At 44.1% G+C, this 22386-nt stretch carries 22 protein-coding genes and 1 pseudogene; 21 read left to right on the top strand and 2 right to left on the bottom strand.

Annotation, left to right across the window (positions count from 1 at the left end; translation table 11 throughout):
- Nucleotides 1-260 precede the first annotated feature (260 nt).
- The 11 genes and pseudogenes from K1I44_RS10705 to K1I44_RS10655 all read left to right on the top strand — a co-directional run bounded on the left by K1I44_RS10705 (nucleotide 261) and on the right by K1I44_RS10655 (nucleotide 11130).
- The gene (locus tag K1I44_RS10705; protein WP_219986140.1) at nucleotides 261-818 is read left to right on the top strand and encodes a hypothetical protein; all 558 of its coding nucleotides are present in this window, start codon (nucleotides 261-263) and stop codon (nucleotides 816-818) included.
- Between the two features lie 119 nt (nucleotides 819-937).
- Nucleotides 938-3442 (top strand): preprotein translocase subunit SecA, encoded by a 2505-nt coding sequence (secA, locus tag K1I44_RS10700; RefSeq protein ID WP_219986139.1) that lies wholly within the window; start codon nucleotides 938-940, stop codon nucleotides 3440-3442.
- A gap of 40 nt (nucleotides 3443-3482) precedes the next feature.
- Nucleotides 3483-4590 (top strand): peptide chain release factor 2 gene (gene prfB / locus K1I44_RS10695; protein ID WP_219986142.1). Its coding sequence is split into 2 segments (ribosomal slippage): nucleotides 3483-3554 and nucleotides 3556-4590, totalling 1107 coding nucleotides; the frame shifts between segments, so codons are not numbered across the junction.
- 89 nt (nucleotides 4591-4679) lie between these two features.
- Nucleotides 4680-4937, top strand: a complete 258-nt coding sequence (locus tag K1I44_RS10690) for a hypothetical protein (RefSeq protein ID WP_219986138.1) — start codon at nucleotides 4680-4682, stop codon at nucleotides 4935-4937.
- Nucleotides 4906-5165: pseudogene (locus K1I44_RS10685) on the top strand (type II toxin-antitoxin system RelE family toxin). Before K1I44_RS10690 ends, K1I44_RS10685 begins: the two are co-directional and overlap by 32 nt.
- 89 nt (nucleotides 5166-5254) lie before the next feature.
- A complete protein-coding gene (locus K1I44_RS10680; RefSeq protein ID WP_219986137.1) occupies nucleotides 5255-6115 on the top strand; it encodes a YitT family protein in 861 nt (286 codons plus the stop codon).
- Nucleotides 6116-6174: 59 nt separating this feature from the next.
- The gene (gene cccB, locus K1I44_RS10675) at nucleotides 6175-6498 is read left to right on the top strand and encodes a cytochrome c551 (protein ID WP_219986136.1); all 324 of its coding nucleotides are present in this window, start codon (nucleotides 6175-6177) and stop codon (nucleotides 6496-6498) included.
- Between the two features lie 160 nt (nucleotides 6499-6658).
- On the top strand, nucleotides 6659-7345 hold the full coding sequence (gene ftsE / locus K1I44_RS10670) for a cell division ATP-binding protein FtsE (RefSeq protein ID WP_021093726.1): 687 nt from the start codon (nucleotides 6659-6661) through the stop codon (nucleotides 7343-7345).
- Nucleotides 7335-8228 (top strand): permease-like cell division protein FtsX, encoded by an 894-nt coding sequence (gene ftsX / locus K1I44_RS10665; protein WP_219986135.1) that lies wholly within the window; start codon nucleotides 7335-7337, stop codon nucleotides 8226-8228. The genes ftsE and ftsX overlap by 11 nt, the downstream gene beginning before the upstream one ends.
- 19 nt (nucleotides 8229-8247) lie before the next feature.
- On the top strand, nucleotides 8248-9513 hold the full coding sequence (locus K1I44_RS10660; protein ID WP_219986134.1) for a murein hydrolase activator EnvC family protein: 1266 nt from the start codon (nucleotides 8248-8250) through the stop codon (nucleotides 9511-9513).
- A 180-nt stretch (nucleotides 9514-9693) separates the two neighbouring features.
- Entirely contained in the window at nucleotides 9694-11130 is a 1437-nt protein-coding gene (locus K1I44_RS10655; RefSeq protein WP_219986133.1) for a S41 family peptidase, read from the top strand.
- A gap of 38 nt (nucleotides 11131-11168) precedes the next feature.
- On the opposite strand, the gene K1I44_RS10650 is transcribed toward K1I44_RS10655, so the two are convergent.
- A complete protein-coding gene (locus tag K1I44_RS10650; protein WP_219986132.1) occupies nucleotides 11169-11594 on the bottom strand; it encodes a MerR family transcriptional regulator in 426 nt (141 codons plus the stop codon).
- A gap of 178 nt (nucleotides 11595-11772) precedes the next feature.
- On the opposite strand from K1I44_RS10650, the gene K1I44_RS10645 reads away from it, so the two are divergent.
- The 7 genes from K1I44_RS10645 (at nucleotide 11773) to K1I44_RS10615 (ending at nucleotide 19045) form a co-directional block, all read left to right on the top strand.
- Entirely contained in the window at nucleotides 11773-12939 is a 1167-nt protein-coding gene (locus K1I44_RS10645) for a PDZ domain-containing protein (RefSeq protein ID WP_219986131.1), read from the top strand.
- 1 nt (nucleotide 12940) lies between these two features.
- Nucleotides 12941-13165, top strand: a complete 225-nt coding sequence (locus tag K1I44_RS10640) for a CsbA family protein (RefSeq protein WP_003397333.1) — start codon at nucleotides 12941-12943, stop codon at nucleotides 13163-13165.
- Nucleotides 13166-13272: 107 nt separating this feature from the next.
- The gene (gene uvrB, locus K1I44_RS10635) at nucleotides 13273-15246 is read left to right on the top strand and encodes an excinuclease ABC subunit UvrB (RefSeq protein ID WP_003397331.1); all 1974 of its coding nucleotides are present in this window, start codon (nucleotides 13273-13275) and stop codon (nucleotides 15244-15246) included.
- Between the two features lie 3 nt (nucleotides 15247-15249).
- On the top strand, nucleotides 15250-18102 hold the full coding sequence (gene uvrA, locus K1I44_RS10630) for an excinuclease ABC subunit UvrA (protein ID WP_219986130.1): 2853 nt from the start codon (nucleotides 15250-15252) through the stop codon (nucleotides 18100-18102).
- 78 nt (nucleotides 18103-18180) lie between these two features.
- Nucleotides 18181-18510: a magnetosome magnetite crystal formation protein family gene (locus K1I44_RS10625; protein WP_219986129.1), complete on the top strand. Its 330-nt coding sequence runs from the start codon at nucleotides 18181-18183 to the stop codon at nucleotides 18508-18510.
- Nucleotides 18507-18704, top strand: coding sequence for a PspC domain-containing protein (locus K1I44_RS10620; protein WP_003397326.1), 198 nt, complete (start codon nucleotides 18507-18509; stop codon nucleotides 18702-18704). The genes K1I44_RS10625 and K1I44_RS10620 overlap by 4 nt, the downstream gene beginning before the upstream one ends.
- Nucleotides 18701-19045, top strand: coding sequence for a phage holin family protein (locus K1I44_RS10615; protein ID WP_003397325.1), 345 nt, complete (start codon nucleotides 18701-18703; stop codon nucleotides 19043-19045). The genes K1I44_RS10620 and K1I44_RS10615 overlap by 4 nt, the downstream gene beginning before the upstream one ends.
- A 114-nt stretch (nucleotides 19046-19159) precedes the next feature.
- Here the strand turns inward: K1I44_RS10615 and K1I44_RS10610 are convergent, their stop codons facing one another.
- Entirely contained in the window at nucleotides 19160-19297 is a 138-nt protein-coding gene (locus K1I44_RS10610) for a hypothetical protein (RefSeq protein ID WP_003398636.1), read from the bottom strand.
- 79 nt (nucleotides 19298-19376) lie between these two features.
- Here K1I44_RS10610 and tnpB point away from each other — a divergent pair, with 79 nt between their 5' ends.
- The 3 genes from tnpB (at nucleotide 19377) to lgt (ending at nucleotide 22368) form a co-directional block, all read left to right on the top strand.
- Entirely contained in the window at nucleotides 19377-20531 is a 1155-nt protein-coding gene (gene tnpB / locus K1I44_RS10605; RefSeq protein WP_219986128.1) for an IS200/IS605 family element RNA-guided endonuclease TnpB, read from the top strand.
- 77 nt (nucleotides 20532-20608) lie between these two features.
- On the top strand, nucleotides 20609-21544 hold the full coding sequence (gene hprK, locus K1I44_RS10600; RefSeq protein WP_003397323.1) for an HPr(Ser) kinase/phosphatase: 936 nt from the start codon (nucleotides 20609-20611) through the stop codon (nucleotides 21542-21544).
- A gap of 14 nt (nucleotides 21545-21558) precedes the next feature.
- Complete coding sequence (gene lgt, locus K1I44_RS10595; RefSeq protein ID WP_219986127.1) at nucleotides 21559-22368, top strand: prolipoprotein diacylglyceryl transferase; 810 nt, start codon at nucleotides 21559-21561, stop codon at nucleotides 22366-22368.
- Nucleotides 22369-22386 lie beyond the last annotated feature (18 nt).

The raw sequence follows: 22386 nt of genomic DNA, 5'->3' as shown, positions 1-22386 counted from the left end.
GTTGGCACAAGGATGCCCAGAGACATGGGAGGGTTCGTCCTCATCAGCAATGCAGAGATCCAAGGTGCATCGCATATGTATTTTCCATTGGTTTTAACATACAAAAATAACCAGTGGTCGCGAAGCGCACCTACGGACTGTTAGATATCAACAAAAATGAAAAAGTATGTGATGAATTTTGTCGAAAAATATTTTTTTGGCACCCCTAAGATGCCAAGAAACCTTGATATATCAACATTTTTAGAGGGAGGTGAAAAAAGGTGGAGGCGATTTTACGCGAAATTTTGGCGAAGTTGACAAGCATCGAGAGCAACTTTTTGTCCTTCCAACAAGAAGTGCGTGAACGGTTTACACAGATTGATAAACGATTCGCTCAAATTGACGAGCGGTTCGCGCAGATTGATGAGCGGTTTGCCCAAATTGATGAGCGGTTCGCTCAAATTGATGAACGATTTGCCCAAATTGATGAACGATTTGCCCAAATTGATGAACGATTTGCCCAAATTGATGAACGATTCGCTAACATGGAAGCGCGGTTGGTTGTGCTTGAACAAGAGATGAAAGAAGCAAACAAGCGCATCGGTCGTCTTGAAGAAGAGATGTGTGAAGTGAAGGCACGTCTCGGACGTGTAGAAGCGCAATTAGACGAAGTAAAAGAAACGGTACATCGTCTCGAAGTTCAACTAGCCAACGATGTACACACATTACTGCAAAACATTTATAAAAAGATCGACGAAAAAGGATTTGAAATTGACGCCCTCAACAAACGTTTACTCAGAGTCGAAGCCTCTATCGAGCAACTACAATCGCAAGTGTAATCCAGCGAAAAAGCTGGTTTTTTCTTTTTTCCCATCGCCCTTTTCCGTATGAGTTGTCACCTTTTCCTGTAAATGATATCATGTAGATTAGTGATTCTATAATTAAGGAGCGTTTTCATATGCTTGGAATGTTGAAAAAAGTGTTTGATCCGAATAAACGGCAAATTGCACGATTAGAAAAAATCGCAAATGAAATTGATGCGCTCGGTCCACAAATGGCGCAGCTTTCTGATGAACAATTGCGCCAAAAAACAGACGAATTTAAAGCTCGACTTGAAAAAGGAGAGACGGTTGATGATTTGCTTGTCGAAGCGTTTGCGGTCGTTCGTGAAGCTGCAAAACGCGTGCTCGGCATGTATCCGTATAAAGTGCAATTGATGGGGGGCATCGCCCTTCATGAAGGCAACATTGCTGAAATGAAAACAGGGGAAGGAAAAACGTTAACGGCGACGATGCCGGTATATTTAAACGCGTTAACTGGAAAAGGCGTTCATGTCGTAACGGTCAACGAATATTTAGCGAGCCGTGATGCGACTGAAATGGGACAGTTATATCAGTTTTTAGGTTTATCTGTCGGCCTCAACTTAAGCAATATGTCGCGTGAAGAAAAGCAGGCGGCTTACCATGCAGATATTACATACGGAACGAACAACGAGTTTGGGTTCGACTATTTGCGCGATAACATGGTGCTATATAAAGAACATATGGTTCAACGTCCGCTTCACTATGCGATCATTGACGAAGTTGACTCCATTTTAATTGACGAGGCGCGGACGCCGCTCATTATTTCAGGTACGGCTCAAAAATCAACAAAATTGTACATTCAAGCGAACGCATTTGTGCGCACGTTAAAACGAGACGTCGACTATACGTACGATGAAAAAACGAAAAGCGTCCAGCTGACGGAAGAAGGAATGAACAAAGCGGAGCGGGCGTTTGGAATCGATAACTTATTTGATTTAAAACATGTGACGTTAAACCATCATATTAATCAAGCGTTGCGCGCCCACGTTGTGATGCAGCGCGACGTCGATTACGTTGTCGAAGATGGAAAAATCGTTATCGTCGATCCGTTTACCGGTCGTTTAATGCGCGGACGCCGCTATAGCGATGGACTTCATCAAGCGATCGAAGCGAAAGAAGGGCTTGAGATTCAAAACGAATCGATGACGCTTGCGACGATTACGTTCCAAAACTATTTCCGCATGTATGAAAAGCTAGCGGGGATGACGGGAACAGCAAAAACAGAAGAAGAAGAGTTTCGTAACATTTACAATATGCAAGTCATCGTTATTCCGACAAATAAACCAGTCATTCGCGATGACCGTCCAGATTTAATTTATCGTACGATGGAAGGAAAGTTTCGCGCAGTTGTTGAGGATATCGCAGAACGTCATGCGAAAGGGCAACCTGTCCTCGTTGGTACGGTATCCATTGAGACGTCTGAATTGTTGTCAAGCATGTTAACGAAGCGCGGCATTCGCCATAACGTTTTAAACGCGAAAAACCATGCGAAAGAGGCAGAAATTATTGCACAAGCCGGTCAAAAAGGCGCAGTTACCATTGCGACAAATATGGCAGGACGCGGAACGGACATTAAACTTGGTGAAGGCGTACGGGAACTTGGCGGTTTAGCCGTCATCGGTACGGAGCGCCATGAAAGCCGCCGCATCGATAATCAGCTGCGCGGACGTTCCGGTCGTCAAGGCGACCCTGGTGTATCGCAATTTTATTTGTCGCTTGAAGACGAGCTGATGCGTCGCTTCGGTTCGGAAAATATGATGGCGATGATGGATCGCTTAGGGATGGACGATTCACAGCCAATTCAAAGCAAAATCGTATCCAAAGCGGTCGAATCGGCGCAAAAACGTGTCGAGGGGAACAACTTTGATGCACGTAAACAACTATTGCAGTACGATGATGTATTGCGCGAACAACGCGAAATTATTTATCGCCAACGTTTCCAAGTGCTTGACTCAGAAAACTTGCGCGACATTGTTGAAAAAATGATTCAATCGGTCATTGAGCGCGTCGTGCACACGCATACACCAGATGAGGAGATGCCGGAAGAATGGAACGTGCAGGCGATCGTCGATTATATGCAAGCGAACCTTCTTCCTGAAGGAGACGTAACCGTTCAACATTTAAACGGCAAAGACCGAGAAGAAATGATTGAATTCATCTGGAACAAAGTGCGTGCACGTTACGATGAAAAAGAAAGCCGCATTCCGTCCGAACAAATGCGTGAGTTTGAGCGCGTCATCGTGTTGCGCGCTGTCGATATGAAATGGATGGAGCATATTGATGCGATGGAACAACTTCGCCAAGGTATTCATTTGCGTGCATACGGTCAAATTGATCCGCTGCGCGAATACCAGATGGAAGGGTATGCGATGTTTGAAGCGATGATTGCTTCTATTGAAGAAGAAGTTGCGCGCTATATTATGAAAGCTGAAATTGAAAGCAACCTAGAGCGACAAGAAGTTGCTAAAGGGGAGGCCGTCCACCCGAAAGAAGGCGAAGAAGTGAAACGTAAACCGGTGAAAAAAGCGGTGGAAGTCGGCCGAAATGATCCGTGCCCATGCGGAAGCGGAAAAAAATATAAACATTGTTGTGGACGATAATCGTCGTTTGCGTACAATAATGATTGAGGTGAAAGACATGATTGATTTAGTAGAAATTAAGCAAGAGCTTGAAAAAATGGCTAAGCGATTAGCGGACATTAGGGGGTCTCTTTGACCTCGAAACGAAAGAGGCGCGCATTGAGCAACTAGAAGCGCAAATGGCTGCCCCTGATTTCTGGGACGATCAAAAAGCAGCCCAAGTGGTCATTAGTGAAGCCAATGCGCTGAAAGATTTAGTTGGTGAATTTCGCTCGCTTGAAGAGCGGTTCGAAAATTTAGAGGTGACATACGAGCTTGTGAAAGAAGAGCCAGATGAAGAATTACAAAAAGAGCTCGTGGCTGAGGCGAAAAAATTATCGAAAGACTTTAGCGAATTTGAACTGCAGCTTCTATTAAATGAACCTTATGATAAAAACAATGCCATTTTAGAGCTACATCCCGGCGCAGGAGGAACGGAGTCGCAAGATTGGGCGTCCATGTTGTTGCGCATGTACACGCGCTGGGCGGAGAAAAAAGGATACAAAGTGGAAACGCTCGATTATTTGCCGGGTGAGGAAGCAGGTATTAAAAGCGTCACGTTGTTAATTAAAGGGCATAATGCATACGGATATTTAAAAGCGGAAAAAGGTGTTCATCGCCTCGTACGCATTTCGCCGTTTGACGCTTCCGGCCGCCGTCATACGTCGTTCGTTTCGTGCGAAGTCGTCCCTGAATTTGATGACAACATTGAAATTGACGTTCGTCCAGATGAAATTAAAGTGGATACGTATCGCTCAAGCGGTGCTGGCGGTCAGCACGTCAATACGACGGATTCAGCTGTACGCATTACACATATTCCAACTGGCATTGTTGTGACGTGTCAATCGGAACGTTCACAAATTAAAAACCGCGAAAAAGCGATGAATATGTTAAAAGCGAAATTGTATCAAAAGAAATTAGAAGAACAACAAGCGGAACTTGCGGAGATTCGCGGGGAACAAAAAGAAATCGGCTGGGGAAGCCAAATTCGCTCATACGTCTTCCATCCATACTCGCTCGTGAAAGATCATCGAACAAATACGGAAGTCGGAAACGTTCAAGCGGTGATGGACGGGGAAATTGATGTGTTTATCGACGCGTATTTACGCTCTAAATTAAAACAAGAGTAAGGTGTCCGACATGGGCACCTTTTGTTGTATATTATTGACGCCTAAAAAAAGAGCGTGATAATCTGGACATAACGAAAGGAGGGAATAACATGGCAGTAGACAAAAAAGTGCTTCATGAGATGATTGAACAGTTAAGCGAATCCGATCAAAAATCAGCCTACGAATTTTTATTGCATTTACTGCAAAGAGCAAAAAAAGATCATAAATGGTGGGATGAAATGGAAGAAGTAAGTGAAGAAGAAGCGTTGTTAACAGGAGAAGAAAAACGCCAGTTACAAGGAGATGAAGGATATGTGACTGGTGGTGATGCAAAACGTGAATTTGGCTTACAAGTTGATTTACCGTAAGGAAGCAGTAAAATTTCTTGCTAAGCAAGAGAAAGAAGTACAAGAACGGATAGCTATATCGTTAAAAGGATTGCTTTACAGTCCTCCTCAAGGAGACATTAAAAAATGAGGGGACAACAAGGTTTGTACCGTCTACGTGTTGGCACATACCGCATTCTTTTCCGCATTGATCACCACGAACAAATAATTTACATCGAGGCGATTGGAAATCGAGGAGACCTATATTAACTTCATTATATTAAATCATTATTGCGTTAATTCGATGTCATTTACTTCCTATATCGGGCATGCTATACTCACGAGGGAAGGTGAGAAGCATGCGAAAAAGAAGCAACATAACAAATCCACTCGTTGAAAAAGTGCTCGAATACGTATACATTCTTGTCGGCTCGGCCGTTGTGGCCGTTGCGTTTAATTTATTTTTACTCCCGAACCGTGTTGCGTCAGGCGGTGTGAGCGGCATTAGTACTATTTTACATGCGACGCTTGGCTGGCAGCCAGCATACGTGCAATGGTCTCTTAACATTCCGCTATTTATCGCAGGCGTGTTGTTGCTTGGAAAACAGTTCGGCATTAAAACGTTAGTTGGCACTGCTTTTTTGCCGTTTGTCGTATATTTGACGCGTGATGTCGCACCAGCAACAAACGACGCTCTACTTGGGGCGTTATTTGGCGGCATCGGTGTCGGTATAGGATTAGGGATTGTATTTCGCGGCCGGGCATCAACGGGAGGAACGGATTTAGCTGCTCAAATTATTCACAAATATACGGGTTTATCGTTAGGGACATGCGTTATTTTAATTGATGGCTTAATTGTGTTAACGGCGGCGTTCGTATTTGATTTAGAACGGGCGTTATATGCATTAATCGCATTATTTGTCACAAGTAAGACGATTGATTTCGTCCAAGTTGGATTTAGTAACTCGAAAATGGCGATGATCGTCACAAACAAAGAAGAAGAAGTGCGTGAAGCGATTTTGCATAAAATTGACCGCGGTGTGACAAAACTACATGCATACGGCGGATATACAGAAAAAGAGCGGCCTGTTCTTATGTGTGTCGTAGCACAAAGTGAGTTCACAAAATTGAAACAATTGGTGAAAACCATTGATCCGTCTGCGTTTGTCGTCGTTATGGACGCAGCGGAAGTGCTTGGAGAAGGATTTAAACGTGTCTAACATAAAAATGATGCGATATAATAGAAATGTATGAAAATGTTTACAAGGAGGACACATATATGAAGAAGAAGCTATTCGGTTTGTTCGCTAGTACGGCGATTGTGTTAGCGGCCTGTGGTGGCGGAAATACTGCAACAGAAAAGCCAGCGACTGGTGGAGAGACGGTTTCAGCTGCTGAATCTTTGTATAAAAAATCATGTGCAAGCTGTCACGGCCAAAACTTAGAAGGTGGCGTTGGCCCGGCATTAGATAAGGCTGGCGGTAAATTTTCTCAAGATGAAATTACGGATATTATCGTCAACGGTCGTGGAGGCATGCCAGGTGGCTTACTTCGCGGTGAAGATGCTGATAAAGTAGCGGAATGGTTAGCTGCGAAAAAGTAAGAGGATGCGATTTTGTGCATCCTCTTTTTATTTGTAACAGTCTTGAAATATAACTGTAAATAAAATTCGCCCCCTTTTTGCGACAAATGATGATATAATGGACGAGGTAAGAATTTTGCAGGAATATGTAGAAAAACATCGAATACTTAGGTGGTTGCTTATGATTGAAATGCAAGATGTATATAAAACGTATCCGAACGGAGTGATCGCATTAAACGGCATTTCCGTTCGCATTAAGCAAGGTGAATTTGTATATGTCGTCGGTCCGAGCGGCGCTGGGAAATCGACGTTTATTAAAATGATGTATCGCGAAGAAAAGCCGACAAGCGGAAAAATTATGATTAACGGTGTGAACTTAGCGAATATAAAAGACAGCAAAGTGCCGTTGCTTCGCCGAAACATCGGAATCGTCTTTCAAGACTTTAAGCTTCTTCCCAAGTTAACCGTATATGAAAACGTTGCGTTTGCTTTGGAAGTCATTGAAGAATCGCCAAAAAACATTCGCAAGCGCGTCATGGAAGTGCTTGACTTAGTTCGGTTAAAACATAAAGCGCGCTTTTATCCAGATGAATTATCAGGTGGAGAACAGCAGCGCGTGTCGATTGCCCGTTCGATCGTTAACAATCCGTCGATTGTCATTGCGGACGAACCGACAGGAAATTTGGACCCGGATACATCGTGGGAAATCATGGATATTTTCGAGCGCATTAATGACCGCGGAACAACGATTGTGATGGCAACGCATAACCGTGAAATTGTCAATACGATTCGCAAGCGCGTCATTGCGATCGAGCGCGGGAAAATTGCGCGCGATGAAGTGAAGGGGGAGTATGGCTATGAAACTTAACACCCTTCGCCGTCATTTTCGTGAAAGTTTAAAAAGTCTCGGACGAAACGGTTGGATGACGTTTGCGTCCATTAGTGCTGTCACGGTGACGCTTTTGCTTGTTGGTGTGTTTCTCGTCATTATGCTCAACATTCAACATATAACGAAACAAATTGAACGCGATGTTGAAATTCGTGTGCATGTCGATTTGAGCGCAACAGATGCGGACAAAGATGTGCTGCGGGCGAAACTGAAAGCTCTTTCTGGTGTGGAAAAAGTAGCGTATTCATCAAAGGATGAGGAGCTTCAAAAGTTAATTGAAAGCTTTGGGGAAGATGGGCAGTCGTTTCGTTTGTTTGAGCAAGATAATCCGTTAAGCGATGTATTTATTGTGAAAGCAAAAAATCCGCTTGATACGGAAAAAATCGCAAAACAAGTTGAAGCTTTGCCTTCTGTCGGTAAAGTCAAATACGGAAAAGGACAAATTGAAAAGCTATTTGCGGCAACGACGACGATTCGCAACGTCGGATTGGCGCTCATTGTCGGATTATTATTTACGGCGATGTTTCTCATCTCAAATACGATTAAAATTACAATTTTTGCCCGTCGTCGTGAAATTGAGATTATGAGATTAGTAGGGGCGACTAACGGATTTATTCGCTGGCCGTTTTTCCTTGAAGGGCTATGGCTCGGTGTATTAGGTTCAGTTGTGCCAATTGCGATCGTTCTATCCGCTTATTCGTACGTATTTGATTTACTGTACCCAAAATTAAAAGATACGTTTTTTCAACTTCTTCCTTTTTATCCGTTTGCATGGCAATTGGCGGCAGTGCTCGTTTTATTAGGGGCATGCATCGGCATGTGGGGAAGCTTGATGTCTGTCAGACGATTTTTGAAAGTATAGAAAGAGAGAGGGGTTTACGGTGCAAAAAAGATGGGGAACGATTGTTGTCGCTGTGATGCTGCTTGTTTCAAGCGTAGCTGCGCCTGCGTATGCGGTGACGAAACGTGATATTCAACAGAAAAAAGAAGAAATAAAAAATGTACAACAAAAGCAGTCAACGATTGAAAATAAAATTGAACAGTCGCAACAAGAAATTGAACGGCTAAAAGCGGAACAGCAAAAGATCGATGCGGAAATTAAAAAGCTCGATTTAGCTGTCGAAGAGACAAGTGCTAACATTCGTGCGAAACAACAAAATATTGAAGAAACGAAACAGCAAATTATCGCGCTTCGCAAAGAAATCGAGGAAGTAACAGCCCGCATTGAGCAACGCAATGAGTTGTTGAAAGAGCGGGCGCGCTCGCTGCAAGAAAGCGGAGGAGTTGTCAGTTATTTGGACGTGTTGCTTGGAGCGAAAAGTTTCAGCGATTTTATCGACCGAATGAGCGCGGTTGCGACCATTTTCGAAGCAGACCGTCAAATCATTAAAGAGCAAGAAGCAGATAAAGCGTTAAAAGAAGCAAAAGAGGAAGAGCTAAACGACAGCTTAGTTCGCCTGCAAGAGCAGCTAAATGAGCTACAAAAGTTAAAACAAACGTTAAACGAACAAATTGCGGCGAAAGAAAAACTGATGGCGCAATTGAAAGAGCAGCAAAAGCACGAAGAGGAAAAGCAACTCGCTTTAGAGGAAGAAAAAGAGTTGCTTGAGAAGCAAGAAGCAGCTATGAAAAACCAATTGCAAGAGATGATTCGTCGCCAAAAAGAACAGGAAGAAGCACGGAAACGAGCATTATCAAGCCGCGGATCATCGTCAGAGAGCGGTGGCAGTTTGCCTCCTGTGTCGAACGGTGCATTCATGCGTCCAGCAAACGGTCCAATTACATCAACATTTGGACCGCGGTGGGGTGAATTCCACTACGGAATCGACATTGGAAAACGCGGGGCTAGTGTGCCTGTCGTTGCGGCAGCTGACGGTTATGTTTACCGCTCATACTATTCCTCAAGTTACGGAAACGTCATTTTTATCATGCACTATATTGATGGACAAGTGTACACGACAGTATATGCCCATCTTGAGTCCCGCCTTGTTGGTGAAGGACAAAACGTGAGTAAAGGGCAAATGATCGGCTATATGGGCAATACAGGTCGCTCATTTGGCGCGCACTTACATTTTGAATTGCATCGCGGACCTTGGAATGCATCAAAGTCTAACGCAGTCGACCCATTAAAATATATTCCGTTTTAACGGTAAGCACAGCGAATGAGCTGTGCTTTTACGTATTGGTTGAGAAAGTTGTACGTTCGGTGTAAAATAAATACATCTTCAAGTAGTTATGAACGGTACAAGCTATTCATATAATGAAAACAAATGGGCATCGCACACGGTGTGATGCCTTTCATGTATCGAAGGGTGAGGAGGCAAAACATGAACAAAAAAACAATCGCAGCACTTATGGCTTTATCGATGTTGTTCGGCTCGGGTGTGACGTATGTCGGCATGCAGTCGCTCTCTTCGCAAACGTCAACGATTACAATCGATATGCCGACGACAACGGAAAAGCCGTCGAATGAGGAACTGAAAAAAATCGAACAAGCATACAGCATGATTAAACAAAAATACGTTCAAAACGTTGATGACCAACAGCTTATCGATGGCGCTATTCAAGGAATGATTGCGACGTTAAAAGATCCGTACTCCGTTTATATGGATAAAGAAACGGCAGAGCGATTTAACGAATCGCTAGATTCTTCTTTTGAAGGAATCGGGGCGGAAGTGAGCATGGTTGACGGCAAAGTAACGATTGTCGCCCCATTTAAAGGATCGCCTGCGGAAAAAGCTGGGCTTCGTCCAAATGACCAAATTATTAAAGTGAATGGGGAAAGTTTAGAGGGGCTTGATTTGTATGAAGCCGTCTTAAAAATTCGCGGCAAAAAAGGAACGGTTGCTCGCTTGGAAATTATTCGCCCTGGCGTAAACGGTGTATTGACAATTGAAGTCGTTCGTGATGAAATTCCGATCGAAACGGTATACGCGTCCATAAAGGAAGTGAACGGCAAACGAATCGGCTATATTGAAATTACGTCGTTTGCGGAAAAAACGGCGGAAGATTTTAAAAAGAAGATATCCGACTTTGAAAACAATGGGATCACAGGGCTCATTATCGACGTGCGCGGCAATCCGGGAGGGTATTTGCAAAGTGTGGAAGATATTTTGAAAGATCTTGTTCCGAAAGATAAACCGTACGTACAAATTGAAGAACGTGATGGCGATAAACAACGTTTCTTCTCCAATATAACGAAGAAAAAAGATTATCCAATTGTTGTGCTTATTGATAACGGAAGCGCCTCGGCATCAGAAATTTTAGCCGCAGCGTTAAAAGAAGCGGGCGGCTATCCGCTCGTCGGTGAAAAAACGTTTGGAAAAGGAACGGTTCAACAAGCGTTACCGATGGATGACGGCAGCCATATTAAATTAACGTTATATAAATGGCTCACACCAAACGGAAATTGGATTCATCAAAAGGGCATTGAACCAGATGTGAAAGTGAAGCAGCCTGACTTTTTCTACGCTCATCCGTTGCAAATTGACAAGCCGCTGGCGTACGATATGAACAATGAACAAATTAAAAGTGCACAACAAATGTTAAACGGGCTCGGCTTTAATCCGGGGCGTGAAGACGGCTATTTCAGCAAACAAACTGAACAAGCTGTGCAAGCATTCCAACAAGCCAATAGCTTGCCGGTCACAGGAAAAATTGATAAGCAAACGGCCAATGTGTTGCAAACAAAAGTGATGGAAGCTGTTCGCGACGAGCGATACGACGAGCAATTAAAGCAAGCGTTACAAATGATCGCAAAATAAACATCGCCCCCTGTCTCTTCTGAGGCAGGGGGCGCGTTTTATATGAACAGACTAATAATCCCACGGCGCTTTTGTTTCGTCGGCTTTTCGACGGGAAGTTCTGCTTGTTGTTGTTCCAGTTCGGCGATGCGCCGCTCAAGCTGTTGAATATGTTGAAGCATTTCTTCCATTTCTCGCCGATGTTGCAATAGTTGAAACGAGACGACGTCATCTGCTTTTTGTTCAACTTTTCGTTCGAGCTCATCGAGACGTTGTTCTACCTCTTCCCAATCGACATGTTCCTTCTCTTCTTCCTCTATGCCGAGAAACTTATATTTTTCTAGTTGTTCGACCGCTTCGTTCGTAAACACATAATGTCCTGCCTCGTTTTTTTTGCATGGAATGTTATACTTTTTTACCCACCGTTGCACCGTTTTTGTCGATACGCCAAGCCGTTTAGCGACTGTGCTCGTTTTTAGCTCCATCGTTCCACGCTCCTTCTCATCTTATATGAGAAAACAGTTAGACACTTCGTTTCAAATTCCTTTTTCCTTGACAAAACTAGTGCTCATTCGGCAAAGAAAGTGAATTTTCGTCAACCATAAATGCTTGAAATTTGTTACAATACAAAATAGACGATCGGAAAAAATGGAGATGATGGAAATGGAATTATGGGGACTAGAATGGTTGAAAGTATTCGGAACGTTTTGGCTGCAACCGTTGTTATATTATGCGATCATATTTGCTTCGTTTATCGGCTGGCGCCGTGTGCAACGCGAGCGGCGCGATTTTCATACGCGCGTCTATCGTTCTTCTCGTGAGCTACGTGCTATCGTTCGCTCACGCAGTTGGTTTGCGGTTGTTTTTTCAATTGTAACCGTTGGCGTTGGACTTGTCATTCCGAACGATACGCTCGTTTTTTGGGCGATTGTGACGATCGTATGCAGCTTTATGATGCAGCTCCGGCTTTTATCGGCTGCATATGTCGGGAGCATCGTCATATTTACTGTTAGTTTTTTTGCGCAAATGGAGTGGGCGAAGCCATTTTTTGATCATTTTTTCCCTCAGATGACGGAAACAAATGTGACCGCCGTCGCGCTTTTAATCGGGTTGCTTTTGTTTATCGAAATGTGGCTCGTTCACCGCGAAGGAGCAGAGCTTAGCTCGCCGCGGCTTGTAACGAGTAAGCGGGGACTCGTCATCGGTGAACAAATGATGCAACGTCTTTGGCTCGTACCTTTTATTATTCCTGTTCCAGGGGAGGGAGTGACGCCGTTTGCAGCGTGGTGGCCAATGATTTCAGGCGGTGATGCGTATTCATTTGTTCTCGTGCCGTTTTTACTTGGCTTTTCTCAACGCGTGCAAACGAGCATGCCTACTCATATAGCGAAATGGACCGCAAAGCGCATCGGTTGGCTCGCCACGGTTGTTAGTTTGCTAGCGATTGCTAGCTACTGGTGGGAGCCGCTAGCGATCGTTGTTGCAGTTGTCGCTATTTTATGGAGGGAATGGATTGCTTTATCAGCGAAATTGTATGAACAAAAGCGGCCTCCGTATTTTACAAAACGAGCGAATGGGCTTGTCATTTTAGGCGTGTTGCCGGATACGCCAGCACATAAAATGGCGCTTTCGGTCGGAGAAGTAATTGTGAAGGTAAACGGTATACCGGTCGTGACGGAAGATGAATTTTATGCAGCATTGCAACATAATCGTGCATTTTGTAAGCTAGAGGTATTAAACGAGAGCGGAGAAGTTCGCTTTGCGCAATCGGCTTTATTTGAAGGCGAACATCATGAACTTGGACTGTTATTCGTAAGAGATGAGGGATAGTATGTGGTTTTTGTTAGCGTTAATTGTACCGGCGTTGCTAGTTATTTTATTTACGCGGGTGACGTATAACCATTATGTCGGAACGTTGCTTACTGTCGCGTTGCTCGTAGCATCGTATGTGAAAGGATATACGGATCAATTGTATGAAATTGTTGCTGATGTAGCGTCGCTCATCGTCGGATTTTTATATGCTAAACGCATGGTAGAAAAGCAAAAACAGTCGTAAACCTGTCCATATGGGCAGGTTTTTTCATAGAATATTTGTTCGTATTTTTCGCTTTTCGATTCGTGAATATGGTACAATGAAAATAGAAATGAAGTGGAGGGACGATTGTGGACACATTTCAATTAGTATCCGCTTATGAGCCGCGCGGCGATCAGCCAAAAGCGATTGCCGAACTCGTTGCAGGCATTCAACAAGGCAAAAAACATCAAACGTTGCTCGGAGCAACAGGAACAGGAAAAACATTTACGATTTCAAACGTCATTCAACAAGTGAATAAACCGACGTTAGTCATTGCGCATAATAAAACGTTGGCAGGGCAGTTGTATAGCGAGTTTAAACAGTTTTTCCCGCATAATGCGGTCGAATATTTTGTGAGCTATTATGATTATTATCAGCCGGAAGCGTACGTGCCGCAAACGGATACGTACATTGAAAAAGATGCGAGCATTAACGATGAGATCGATAAATTGCGCCATTCCGCAACGTCTGCGTTATTTGAACGGCGCGATGTCATTATTATCGCAAGCGTGTCGTGCATTTATGGTTTAGGTTCTCCGGAAGAATATCGCGAACTAGTCGTCTCCCTTCGCGTCGGAATGGAAATCGAGCGCGATTATTTATTGCGGCGGCTTGTTGATATTCAATACGAGCGAAACGATATTGATTTTCGGCGCGGAACGTTTCGTGTGCGCGGGGATGTTGTTGAAATTTTTCCAGCTTCACGCGATGAGCATTGCATTCGCATTGAGTTTTTTGGCGATGAAATTGAACGCATTCGCGAAGTCGACGCGTTGACGGGGCATGTGATGGCAGAGAGGGAGCATGTGGCGATTTTCCCGGCATCGCACTTCGTTACGCGCGAAGAAAAAATGAATATAGCGATCGAAAACATTGAAAAAGAATTAGAAGAGCGGCTTCGCGAGCTGCGTGAACAAGGAAAATTGTTGGAAGCGCAACGACTCGAACAGCGGACGCGCTACGATATTGAAATGATGAAAGAGATGGGATTTTGTTCGGGCATCGAAAACTACTCGCGTCATTTGACGTTGCGTCCGCCCGGTTCGACCCCTTATACGTTGTTAGATTATTTTCCTGACGACTTTTTAATTGTGATTGACGAATCGCATGTGACGCTGCCGCAAATTCGCGGCATGTATAACGGGGATAAAGCGCGAAAAGAAGTGCTTGTCGAACACGGTTTTCGCTTGCCGTCGGCGCTCGATAACCGCCCGCTCACGTTTGCAGAATTTGAGCAAAAGGTGAATCAAATCATTTACGTATCAGCGACGCCCGGTCCGTATGAACTTGAACATTGTCCGCAAGTTGTCGAGCAAATTATTCGTCCGACAGGGTTGTTAGATCCGACGATTGATGTGCGACCGATCGCAGGGCAAATAGACGACTTAGTTGATGAAATTCAAAAGCGCATCGCTCGCAAAGAACGGACGCTTGTGACGACATTGACGAAAAAGATGGCGGAAGACTTAACCGATTATTTAAAAGATATTGGCATTCAAGTTGCTTACTTGCATTCCGAAATTAAAACGTTAGAGCGAATTGAAATTATTCGCGATTTACGATTAGGCAAATACGATGTGCTTGTCGGCATTAACTTATTGCGTGAAGGGCTTGATATTCCAGAAGTATCGCTCGTTGCTATTTTAGATGCCGATAAAGAAGGATTTTTACGCTCTGAACGTTCACTCATTCAAACGATTGGACGGGCGGCGCGCAATGCGAACGGGCATGTCATTATGTATGCTGATACGATCACGAAATCAATGGAAATTGCGATCAATGAAACGAAGCGGCGCCGCGCCATTCAAGAAGCATATAATCGCGAGCATGGTATCGTGCCGAAAACGATTCAAAAAGACGTTCCAGACGTTATTCGCGCTACGTTTGCTGCGGAAGAAAAAGAAACGTACGAAACGAAAGATGTTCGTCATTTATCAAAAGAAGAACGTCTTGCGCTCATTGCCCAACTTGAACAAGAAATGAAAGAGGCGGCGAAAGCTCTTCATTTCGAACGTGCAGCACAATTGCGCGATCTCATTTTAGAACTGAAAGCTGAGGTGTAGCGTATGGATCACATTATCGTCAAAGGAGCGCGTGCACACAATTTAAAAAATATTGATGTCGTCATTCCGCGCAATAAGCTCGTTGTGCTTACCGGCTTATCGGGCTCGGGAAAATCATCGCTTGCGTTTGACACCATTTACGCGGAAGGGCAACGGCGATATGTCGAATCGTTATCGGCATACGCTCGGCAATTTCTAGGGCAAATGGATAAGCCTGATGTCGATTCGATTGAAGGGCTGTCACCCGCCATTTCGATTGATCAAAAAACGACGAGCCGCAATCCGCGTTCAACGGTCGGAACGGTAACGGAAATTTACGATTATTTGCGCTTATTGTTTGCGCGTATCGGACGTCCGATTTGTCCGACGCATGGCATTGAAATTACATCGCAAACGGTTGAGCAAATGGTTGATCGATTAATGCAGTATCCGGAGCGGACGAAAATGCAAATATTAGCTCCGATCGTTTCGGGAAGGAAAGGGACGCACGTCAAAACGTTAGAAGAAATAAAAAAGCAAGGATATGTACGCGTGCGCATCGACGGGGAATTGCGCGATGTATCTGAAGACATCTCCCTTGAAAAAAATAAAAAGCATTCAATTGAAGTCGTTGTTGACCGCATCATGATGAAAGAGGGCATTCAGTCGCGTCTTGCCGACTCGCTCGAGACGGCGTTAAAGCTCGCGGAAGGAAAAGTGCTCGTCGACGTCGTCGGACAAGAAGAGCTATTGTTTAGTGAACATCATGCTTGCCCGCATTGTGGTTTTTCTATCGGTGAATTAGAGCCGCGCATCTTCTCGTTTAATAGTCCGTACGGGGCATGTCCATCGTGTGACGGGCTCGGGTCGAAGCTTGAAGTCGATCTTGACTTAGTTATTCCAAATCAAGAGTTGACGCTTCGTGAACACGCGCTCGCGCCGTGGGAACCACAAAGCTCGCAATATTATCCGCAGCTGTTAGAAGCGGTATGTCGTCATTACGGCATTGATATGGACGTGCCTGTGAAACAGTTGCCAAAACAACAGCTCGATCTTTTATTGTATGGATCGAACGGTGAGAAAATATATTTTCGCTATGAAAACGACTTCGGCCATGTGCGCGAAACGTATGTGGAGTTTGAAGGTGTCGTGCGCAATGTCGAACGCCGTTATCGCGAAACGACATCGGATTATGTGCGCGAACAAATGGAAAAATATATGACCGAACAACCGTGTCCGGCGTGTGATGGCAACCGTTTGAAAAAAGAAAGTTTGGCTGTTTTTATAGGCGGCAAGCATATTGGAGAAATGACGGCGATGTCGGTCAATGAAGCACTCACGTTTTTTGAAACGCTTCAATTGACGGAAAAGGAACAAAAAATCGCTCATTTAATTTTGCGTGAAATTGTTGAGCGTCTCGGCTTTTTAAAAAATGTCGGGCTCGATTATTTAACGTTAAACCGAGCGGCAGGGACGCTTTCAGGTGGAGAGGCGCAGCGCATCCGGCTCGCAACGCAAATCGGCTCGCGGCTAACAGGGGTGTTATACGTGTTAGATGAGCCGTCGATCGGGTTGCATCAGCGCGATAACGACCGGCTTATTGCGACGTTACAAAGCATGCGTGATTTAGGGAATACGCTCATCGTTGTGGAACACGATGAAGATACGATGCTTGCGGCAGATTATTTAATTGATATCGGGCCAGGAGCGGGGGCGCACGGCGGACAAGTCGTCGCTGCAGGCACGCCTGAACAAGTGATGAACGACCCGCAGTCGTTAACCGGCCAATATTTATCAGGAAAAAAATTTATCCCCCTTCCGCTCGAACGAAGAAAGCCAGACGGTCGTTGGCTGGAAGTCATTGGTGCACGAGAAAACAACTTAAAAAACGTCGATGTCCGCATTCCGCTCGGATTGTTCGTGGCGGTGACGGGCGTATCGGGTTCGGGAAAAAGTACGCTCATTAATGAAATTTTGCATAAAGCGTTAGCGCAAAAGTTGCATCATGCGAAAGTGAAACCGGGAGAACATACAGACATTTACGGTATTCATTATTTAGATAAAGTAATTGATATCGATCAATCACCAATCGGTCGCACACCGCGCTCAAACCCTGCGACATATACGGGCGTGTTTGATGACATTCGCGATTTATTTGCGACGACGAACGAAGCGAAAATGCGCGGGTATCAAAAAGGGCGGTTTAGTTTCAATGTAAAAGGCGGTCGTTGTGAAGCGTGTCGTGGCGACGGGATTATAAAGATCGAAATGCACTTTTTACCTGATGTCTATGTGCCGTGTGAAGTATGCCACGGCAAGCGATACAATCGCGAAACGCTAGAGGTAAAATATAAAGATAAAAATATCGCCGAAGTGCTTGATATGACAGTAGAAGAAGCGCTCGCGTTTTTTGAAAACATCCCGAAAATTAAACGGAAATTGCAAACGTTATACGATGTCGGCCTCGGTTATATGCAGCTCGGCCAACCGGCTACAACGCTCTCCGGGGGTGAAGCGCAGCGGGTGAAATTAGCGTCCGAATTGCATCGTCGTTCGACAGGAAGGACGTTATACATTTTAGACGAACCGACAACAGGCTTGCATGTTGATGATATTGCCCGTTTATTACACGTGCTACAACGGCTTGTGGAACAAGGGGATACAGTGCTTGTTATCGAGCATAATTTAGATGTCATTAAAACAGCCGACTATATTATTGATCTTGGTCCAGAAGGCGGCGATGGCGGCGGACAAATCGTTGCCACGGGGACGCCAGAGGAAGTCGCTCAAATCGAGCAATCATATACCGGGCGATATTTACAACCTATTTTAGCGCGTGATCGCGAACGCATGCGCCAGCGTATACCGAGCGTATAATGCGCTCGGTTTTTTTGTACGAAACTTTCCTTGTGATGAAACGTATGTATGAGTAAAGGAAAAAAGGAGGAATTGTAAATGGAAGGAAATAAATTACTCGCGTCGTTATGTTATTTTAGCGTATTTTTTGCTCCGTTTTTATTTCCGATTATCGTTTATTTCGTTGCGAAGCATGAACGGGTAAAAATGCATGCGAAAAAATCGTTTTTATCTCATCTCATTCCAATTGCGATTGTGCTCGTTACAGGTGGACTGTTTTTATTTTTTGTTATCATCGGAGTGGACGGATGGCTCGGTCTACCATTTATCGGAGTGATGATCGGAGGCGTCGTGCATGTCGTTGTGATCATTTGGAATATTATTAGAGGAATTCAAGTATTGCAAGAATCGGGAGGGATGTATGAATGAAAAAGCTTGTCAGGCTTCGTCGTGATCGAATGGTTGCGGGCGTGTTAAGCGGATTAGCGGCTTATATGAATATGGACGCAACCGTTGTTCGATTGTTGTTCGTTGCATTATTGCTTATTACTGGCGTCATGCCATTTGCTATGTTATATGCGCTTGCCGTGTTTATTATCCCGAATGAGGAGAATGTCCTATGAGATGGCTAGCACATATAGCTGTCAACGCTGTTTTATTGTTGGCGCTTGCAGGGTATTTTGAGTCGATTTATTTATCCGGGATTGGAGCTGCGTTTCTAGCGAGCTTCCTTTTGTCTTTATTAAATACGTTCGTGAAACCGCTTCTTATTTTGCTGACGCTCCCGGTTACTGTGTTGACATTCGGTTTATTTTTATTTGTCGTTAATGCGATGACGTTAGCGCTGACGGCATGGTTGATGGGAAGCTCATTTCAAATTGGTAGTTTTAGTACGGCGCTATTTGCGTCGCTCGCTATTTCGCTCTTTCATGTTGTCATTGATTCGCTTAAAAAAGAAAAGTAAAACGTTCTGCTTCGTACGCGGAGCGTTTTTATATGATTGGGCGTAAAACCCCTATGCCTTTAGGCTAGGGGATGTAAGCCCTAGCGGCCTTGTGTTTCAATGTATGGATGTATTTCATTGCTTTTTCAAGCCTTTACGGATCAGTTCATAAACCGCACCTGCAAAACTTGAAATGTAATTTTCTTTTTGATACTTTTCTATTTCTGCTACCAAATCAGCAGGGAACTTAATTAATTTTGCAATGCGTTCCATTTGTCTGCTACCTCCCCAATATACTTGATACAATACACTTGATGTATAATAAGTATATACTATAAAGGAGGTGAAGTCAATGTTGGTCAACAAAGCATACAAATTTCGCATCTATCCAAATAAAGAACAAGAAGTATTAATCGCGAAAACATTCGGTTGCTCGCGTTTTGTATTCAACTATTTTTTAGCGAAATGGGAGGATGCTTACAAGCAAACGGGCAAGGGACTCACGTATAAAACTTGTTCTTCTCAATTAACGCAATTAAAGAAACAATTCGTTTGGTTAAAAGAAGTGGATAGCATCGCACTTCAATCTTCACTCAAACATCTAGATGATGCGTACGATCGCTTTTTTAAAAAGCAAAACGACAAACCGCGCTTTAAGTCTAAAAAGAATGCTGTGCAATCGTATACAACTAAGCATACAAATGGAAATATTGCTGTGCTAGATCAACACATCAAGCTACCTAAACTTGGTCTTGTTCGTTTGGCGAAAAGTCGTGAAGTAGAGGGGCGTATCTTGTCTGCCACGATTAGACGAAATCCGAGCGGGAAATACTTTGTATCCATTTTGGTTGAAACTGACGTGCAAGCGTTGCCTAAAACGGGTTCAGCCGTTGGTATTGATGTTGGGTTGAAGGAATTTGCCGTTCTTTCTAATGGAACAAAGTACGCCAACCCGAAATGGCTTCGTAAGCTAGAAGAACAACTAGCAAAAGCACAACGCATTCTTTCCAGACGAAAAAAAGGTGGCTCGAATTGGAATAAGCAACGAATAAAAGTTGCACGATTGCACGAAAAAATGACAAATGCACGACATGATTACTTGCACAAAATTTCCACCGAGATTGTCAAAAACCACGACATCATCGGGATGGAAGATTTGTCTGTAAGCCATATGCTAAAAAATCACAACCTTGCAAAAGCGATTCAAGAAGTATCTTGGTCAACGTTTAAAGCCATGATCGAATACAAAGCTAGATGGTATGGGAAACAGATCGTAACCGTAGCAAAAAACTTTCCATCCAGTCAGCTTTGTTCGTGCTGTGGCTATCAAAACAAAGACGTGAAACATCTTGCTTTGCGTGAATGGGAATGTCCTGTGTGCCATACTCATCACGACCGAGATGTGAACGCAAGTATCAATATTAAAAACGAAGCGATTAGGCTTCTTAACCGCAGGAACTGTGGGGATCGCCTACTAAATAACCGAAAAAACTTTCGGTGTTCGTAGGAATCCGCTATGGCTTTAGCCTAGCGGTAGTTCAAGTGAAAGTGTTACAATGGAAAAAGGGAAAAGGAGGGGTTTGCATGCCAAAAGTGAGAACAAAAGACTTAATTGATGAGTTTCAGTTTGAGCTCGTAAGTGGAGCAGAAGGGATTCATCGCCCGATTACAACGAGCGACTTATCCCGTCCGGGCATTGAAATGGCCGGTTATTTTGCATATTACCCAGCTGAACGTGTGCAGTTGCTCGGGATGACGGAACTATCTTTTTTTGAACGATTAACTCCTGTTGAAAAGCGATTGCGCATGGAAAAGCTATGTACGGATATTACCCCAGCGATCATCGTTTCGCGTGGATTAGATGTGCCAAAAGAGTTAATTGAAGCTTCTGAGAAAAAAGAAGTACCTGTTATGCGCTCGCCGATGAAAACGACGCGGCTAGCTAGCCGACTGACAAACTATTTAGAAAGCAAGCTCGCGCCGACGACAGCTGTGCACGGGGTGCTTGTTGATGTGTACGGCGTCGGGGTATTAATTACAGGAAAAAGCGGGGTCGGAAAAAGTGAGACGGCACTTGAACTTGTAAAGCGCGGACATCGTCTCGTCGCCGATGATTGTGTCGAAATTCGACAAGAAGATGAAAACTTGCTCATCGGTAGCGCCCCCGAGCTCATTGAACATTTGCTTGAAATTCGGGGACTTGGAATTATTAATGTCATGACGTTGTTCGGCGCAGGTGCAGTTCGCCCGCATAAACGCATTTCGCTCGTAATCGACTTAGAACTATGGGATCCGAATAAACAATACGATCGTCTCGGGCTTGAAGAGGAAAAAGTAAAAATTATTGATACGGAAGTGACGAAGTTGACGGTTCCAGTTCGTCCAGGGCGAAATTTAGCGGTCATTATCGAGGTGGCAGCGATGAACTTCCGTTTGAAGCGCATGGGGGTCAACGCAGCAGAAGAATTTTCTGCGCGGTTAGCGGATGCAATTGGCGATGCGGAACACGATTATGAATGAGAGGATGAAGAAACATGCTTTTACATATCCAACCGCTTGATCGCGTTTTTTTCCAGCTTGGCCCAATTACAATTTACTGGTACGGCATCATTATTGCGACGGGTGTATTGCTTGGACTTTGGTTGGCAACAAAAGAAAGCGAGCGGCTCGGTATTCAAAAAGAAACATTTGTTGATCTTGTGTTAATTGCTGTGCCGATTGCCATTTTATGTGCACGTGCGTATTACGTTATTTTTCAATGGGACTACTATTCCAAACATATAGGTGAAATTCCGCAAATTTGGAACGGCGGCTTGGCCATTCATGGCGGTCTAATTGGTGCGATCGCAACAGGTGTTGTGTTCGCTAAAAAACGAGGGCTGTCGTTTTGGAAACTAGCCGATATTGCAGCGCCAAGCATTATTTTAGGGCAGGCGATTGGACGTTGGGGGAATTTTATGAACCAAGAAGCGCACGGTGGACCTGTATCGCGCGCATTTTTAGAAAGTTTACATTTGCCAGATTGGATCATTAACCAAATGTACATACAAGGGCAGTACTATCATCCGACATTTTTATATGAATCAATATGGAATGTACTTGGTTTCCTCGTTTTGCTTGCATTAAGGAGACGAAATATACGACGTGGTGAGCTGTTTTTAACGTATGTTATTTGGTATTCGATCGGACGCTTTTTCATCGAAGGATTGCGCACAGATAGTTTAATGTTGACGGAAACGATTCGTATGGCGCAGTTTATTTCGCTTTTGCTTCTTTTGTTTGCTGTTGGCTTGATCATCGTGCGGCGCATGAAGGGTTTGGCAAATGAGCGGTATAACGACTAAGTCGAAAGGGTGAGCGAC

Origin of the sequence: Anoxybacillus sp. ST4 (genome assembly GCF_019448545.1) — a bacterium.
In the GTDB taxonomy this organism is placed as follows: domain Bacteria; phylum Bacillota; class Bacilli; order Bacillales; family Anoxybacillaceae; genus Anoxybacillus; species Anoxybacillus pushchinoensis.
Note: the sequence above shows the minus strand (reverse complement) of the source record. Positions and strands in the feature narration are given on the sequence as shown.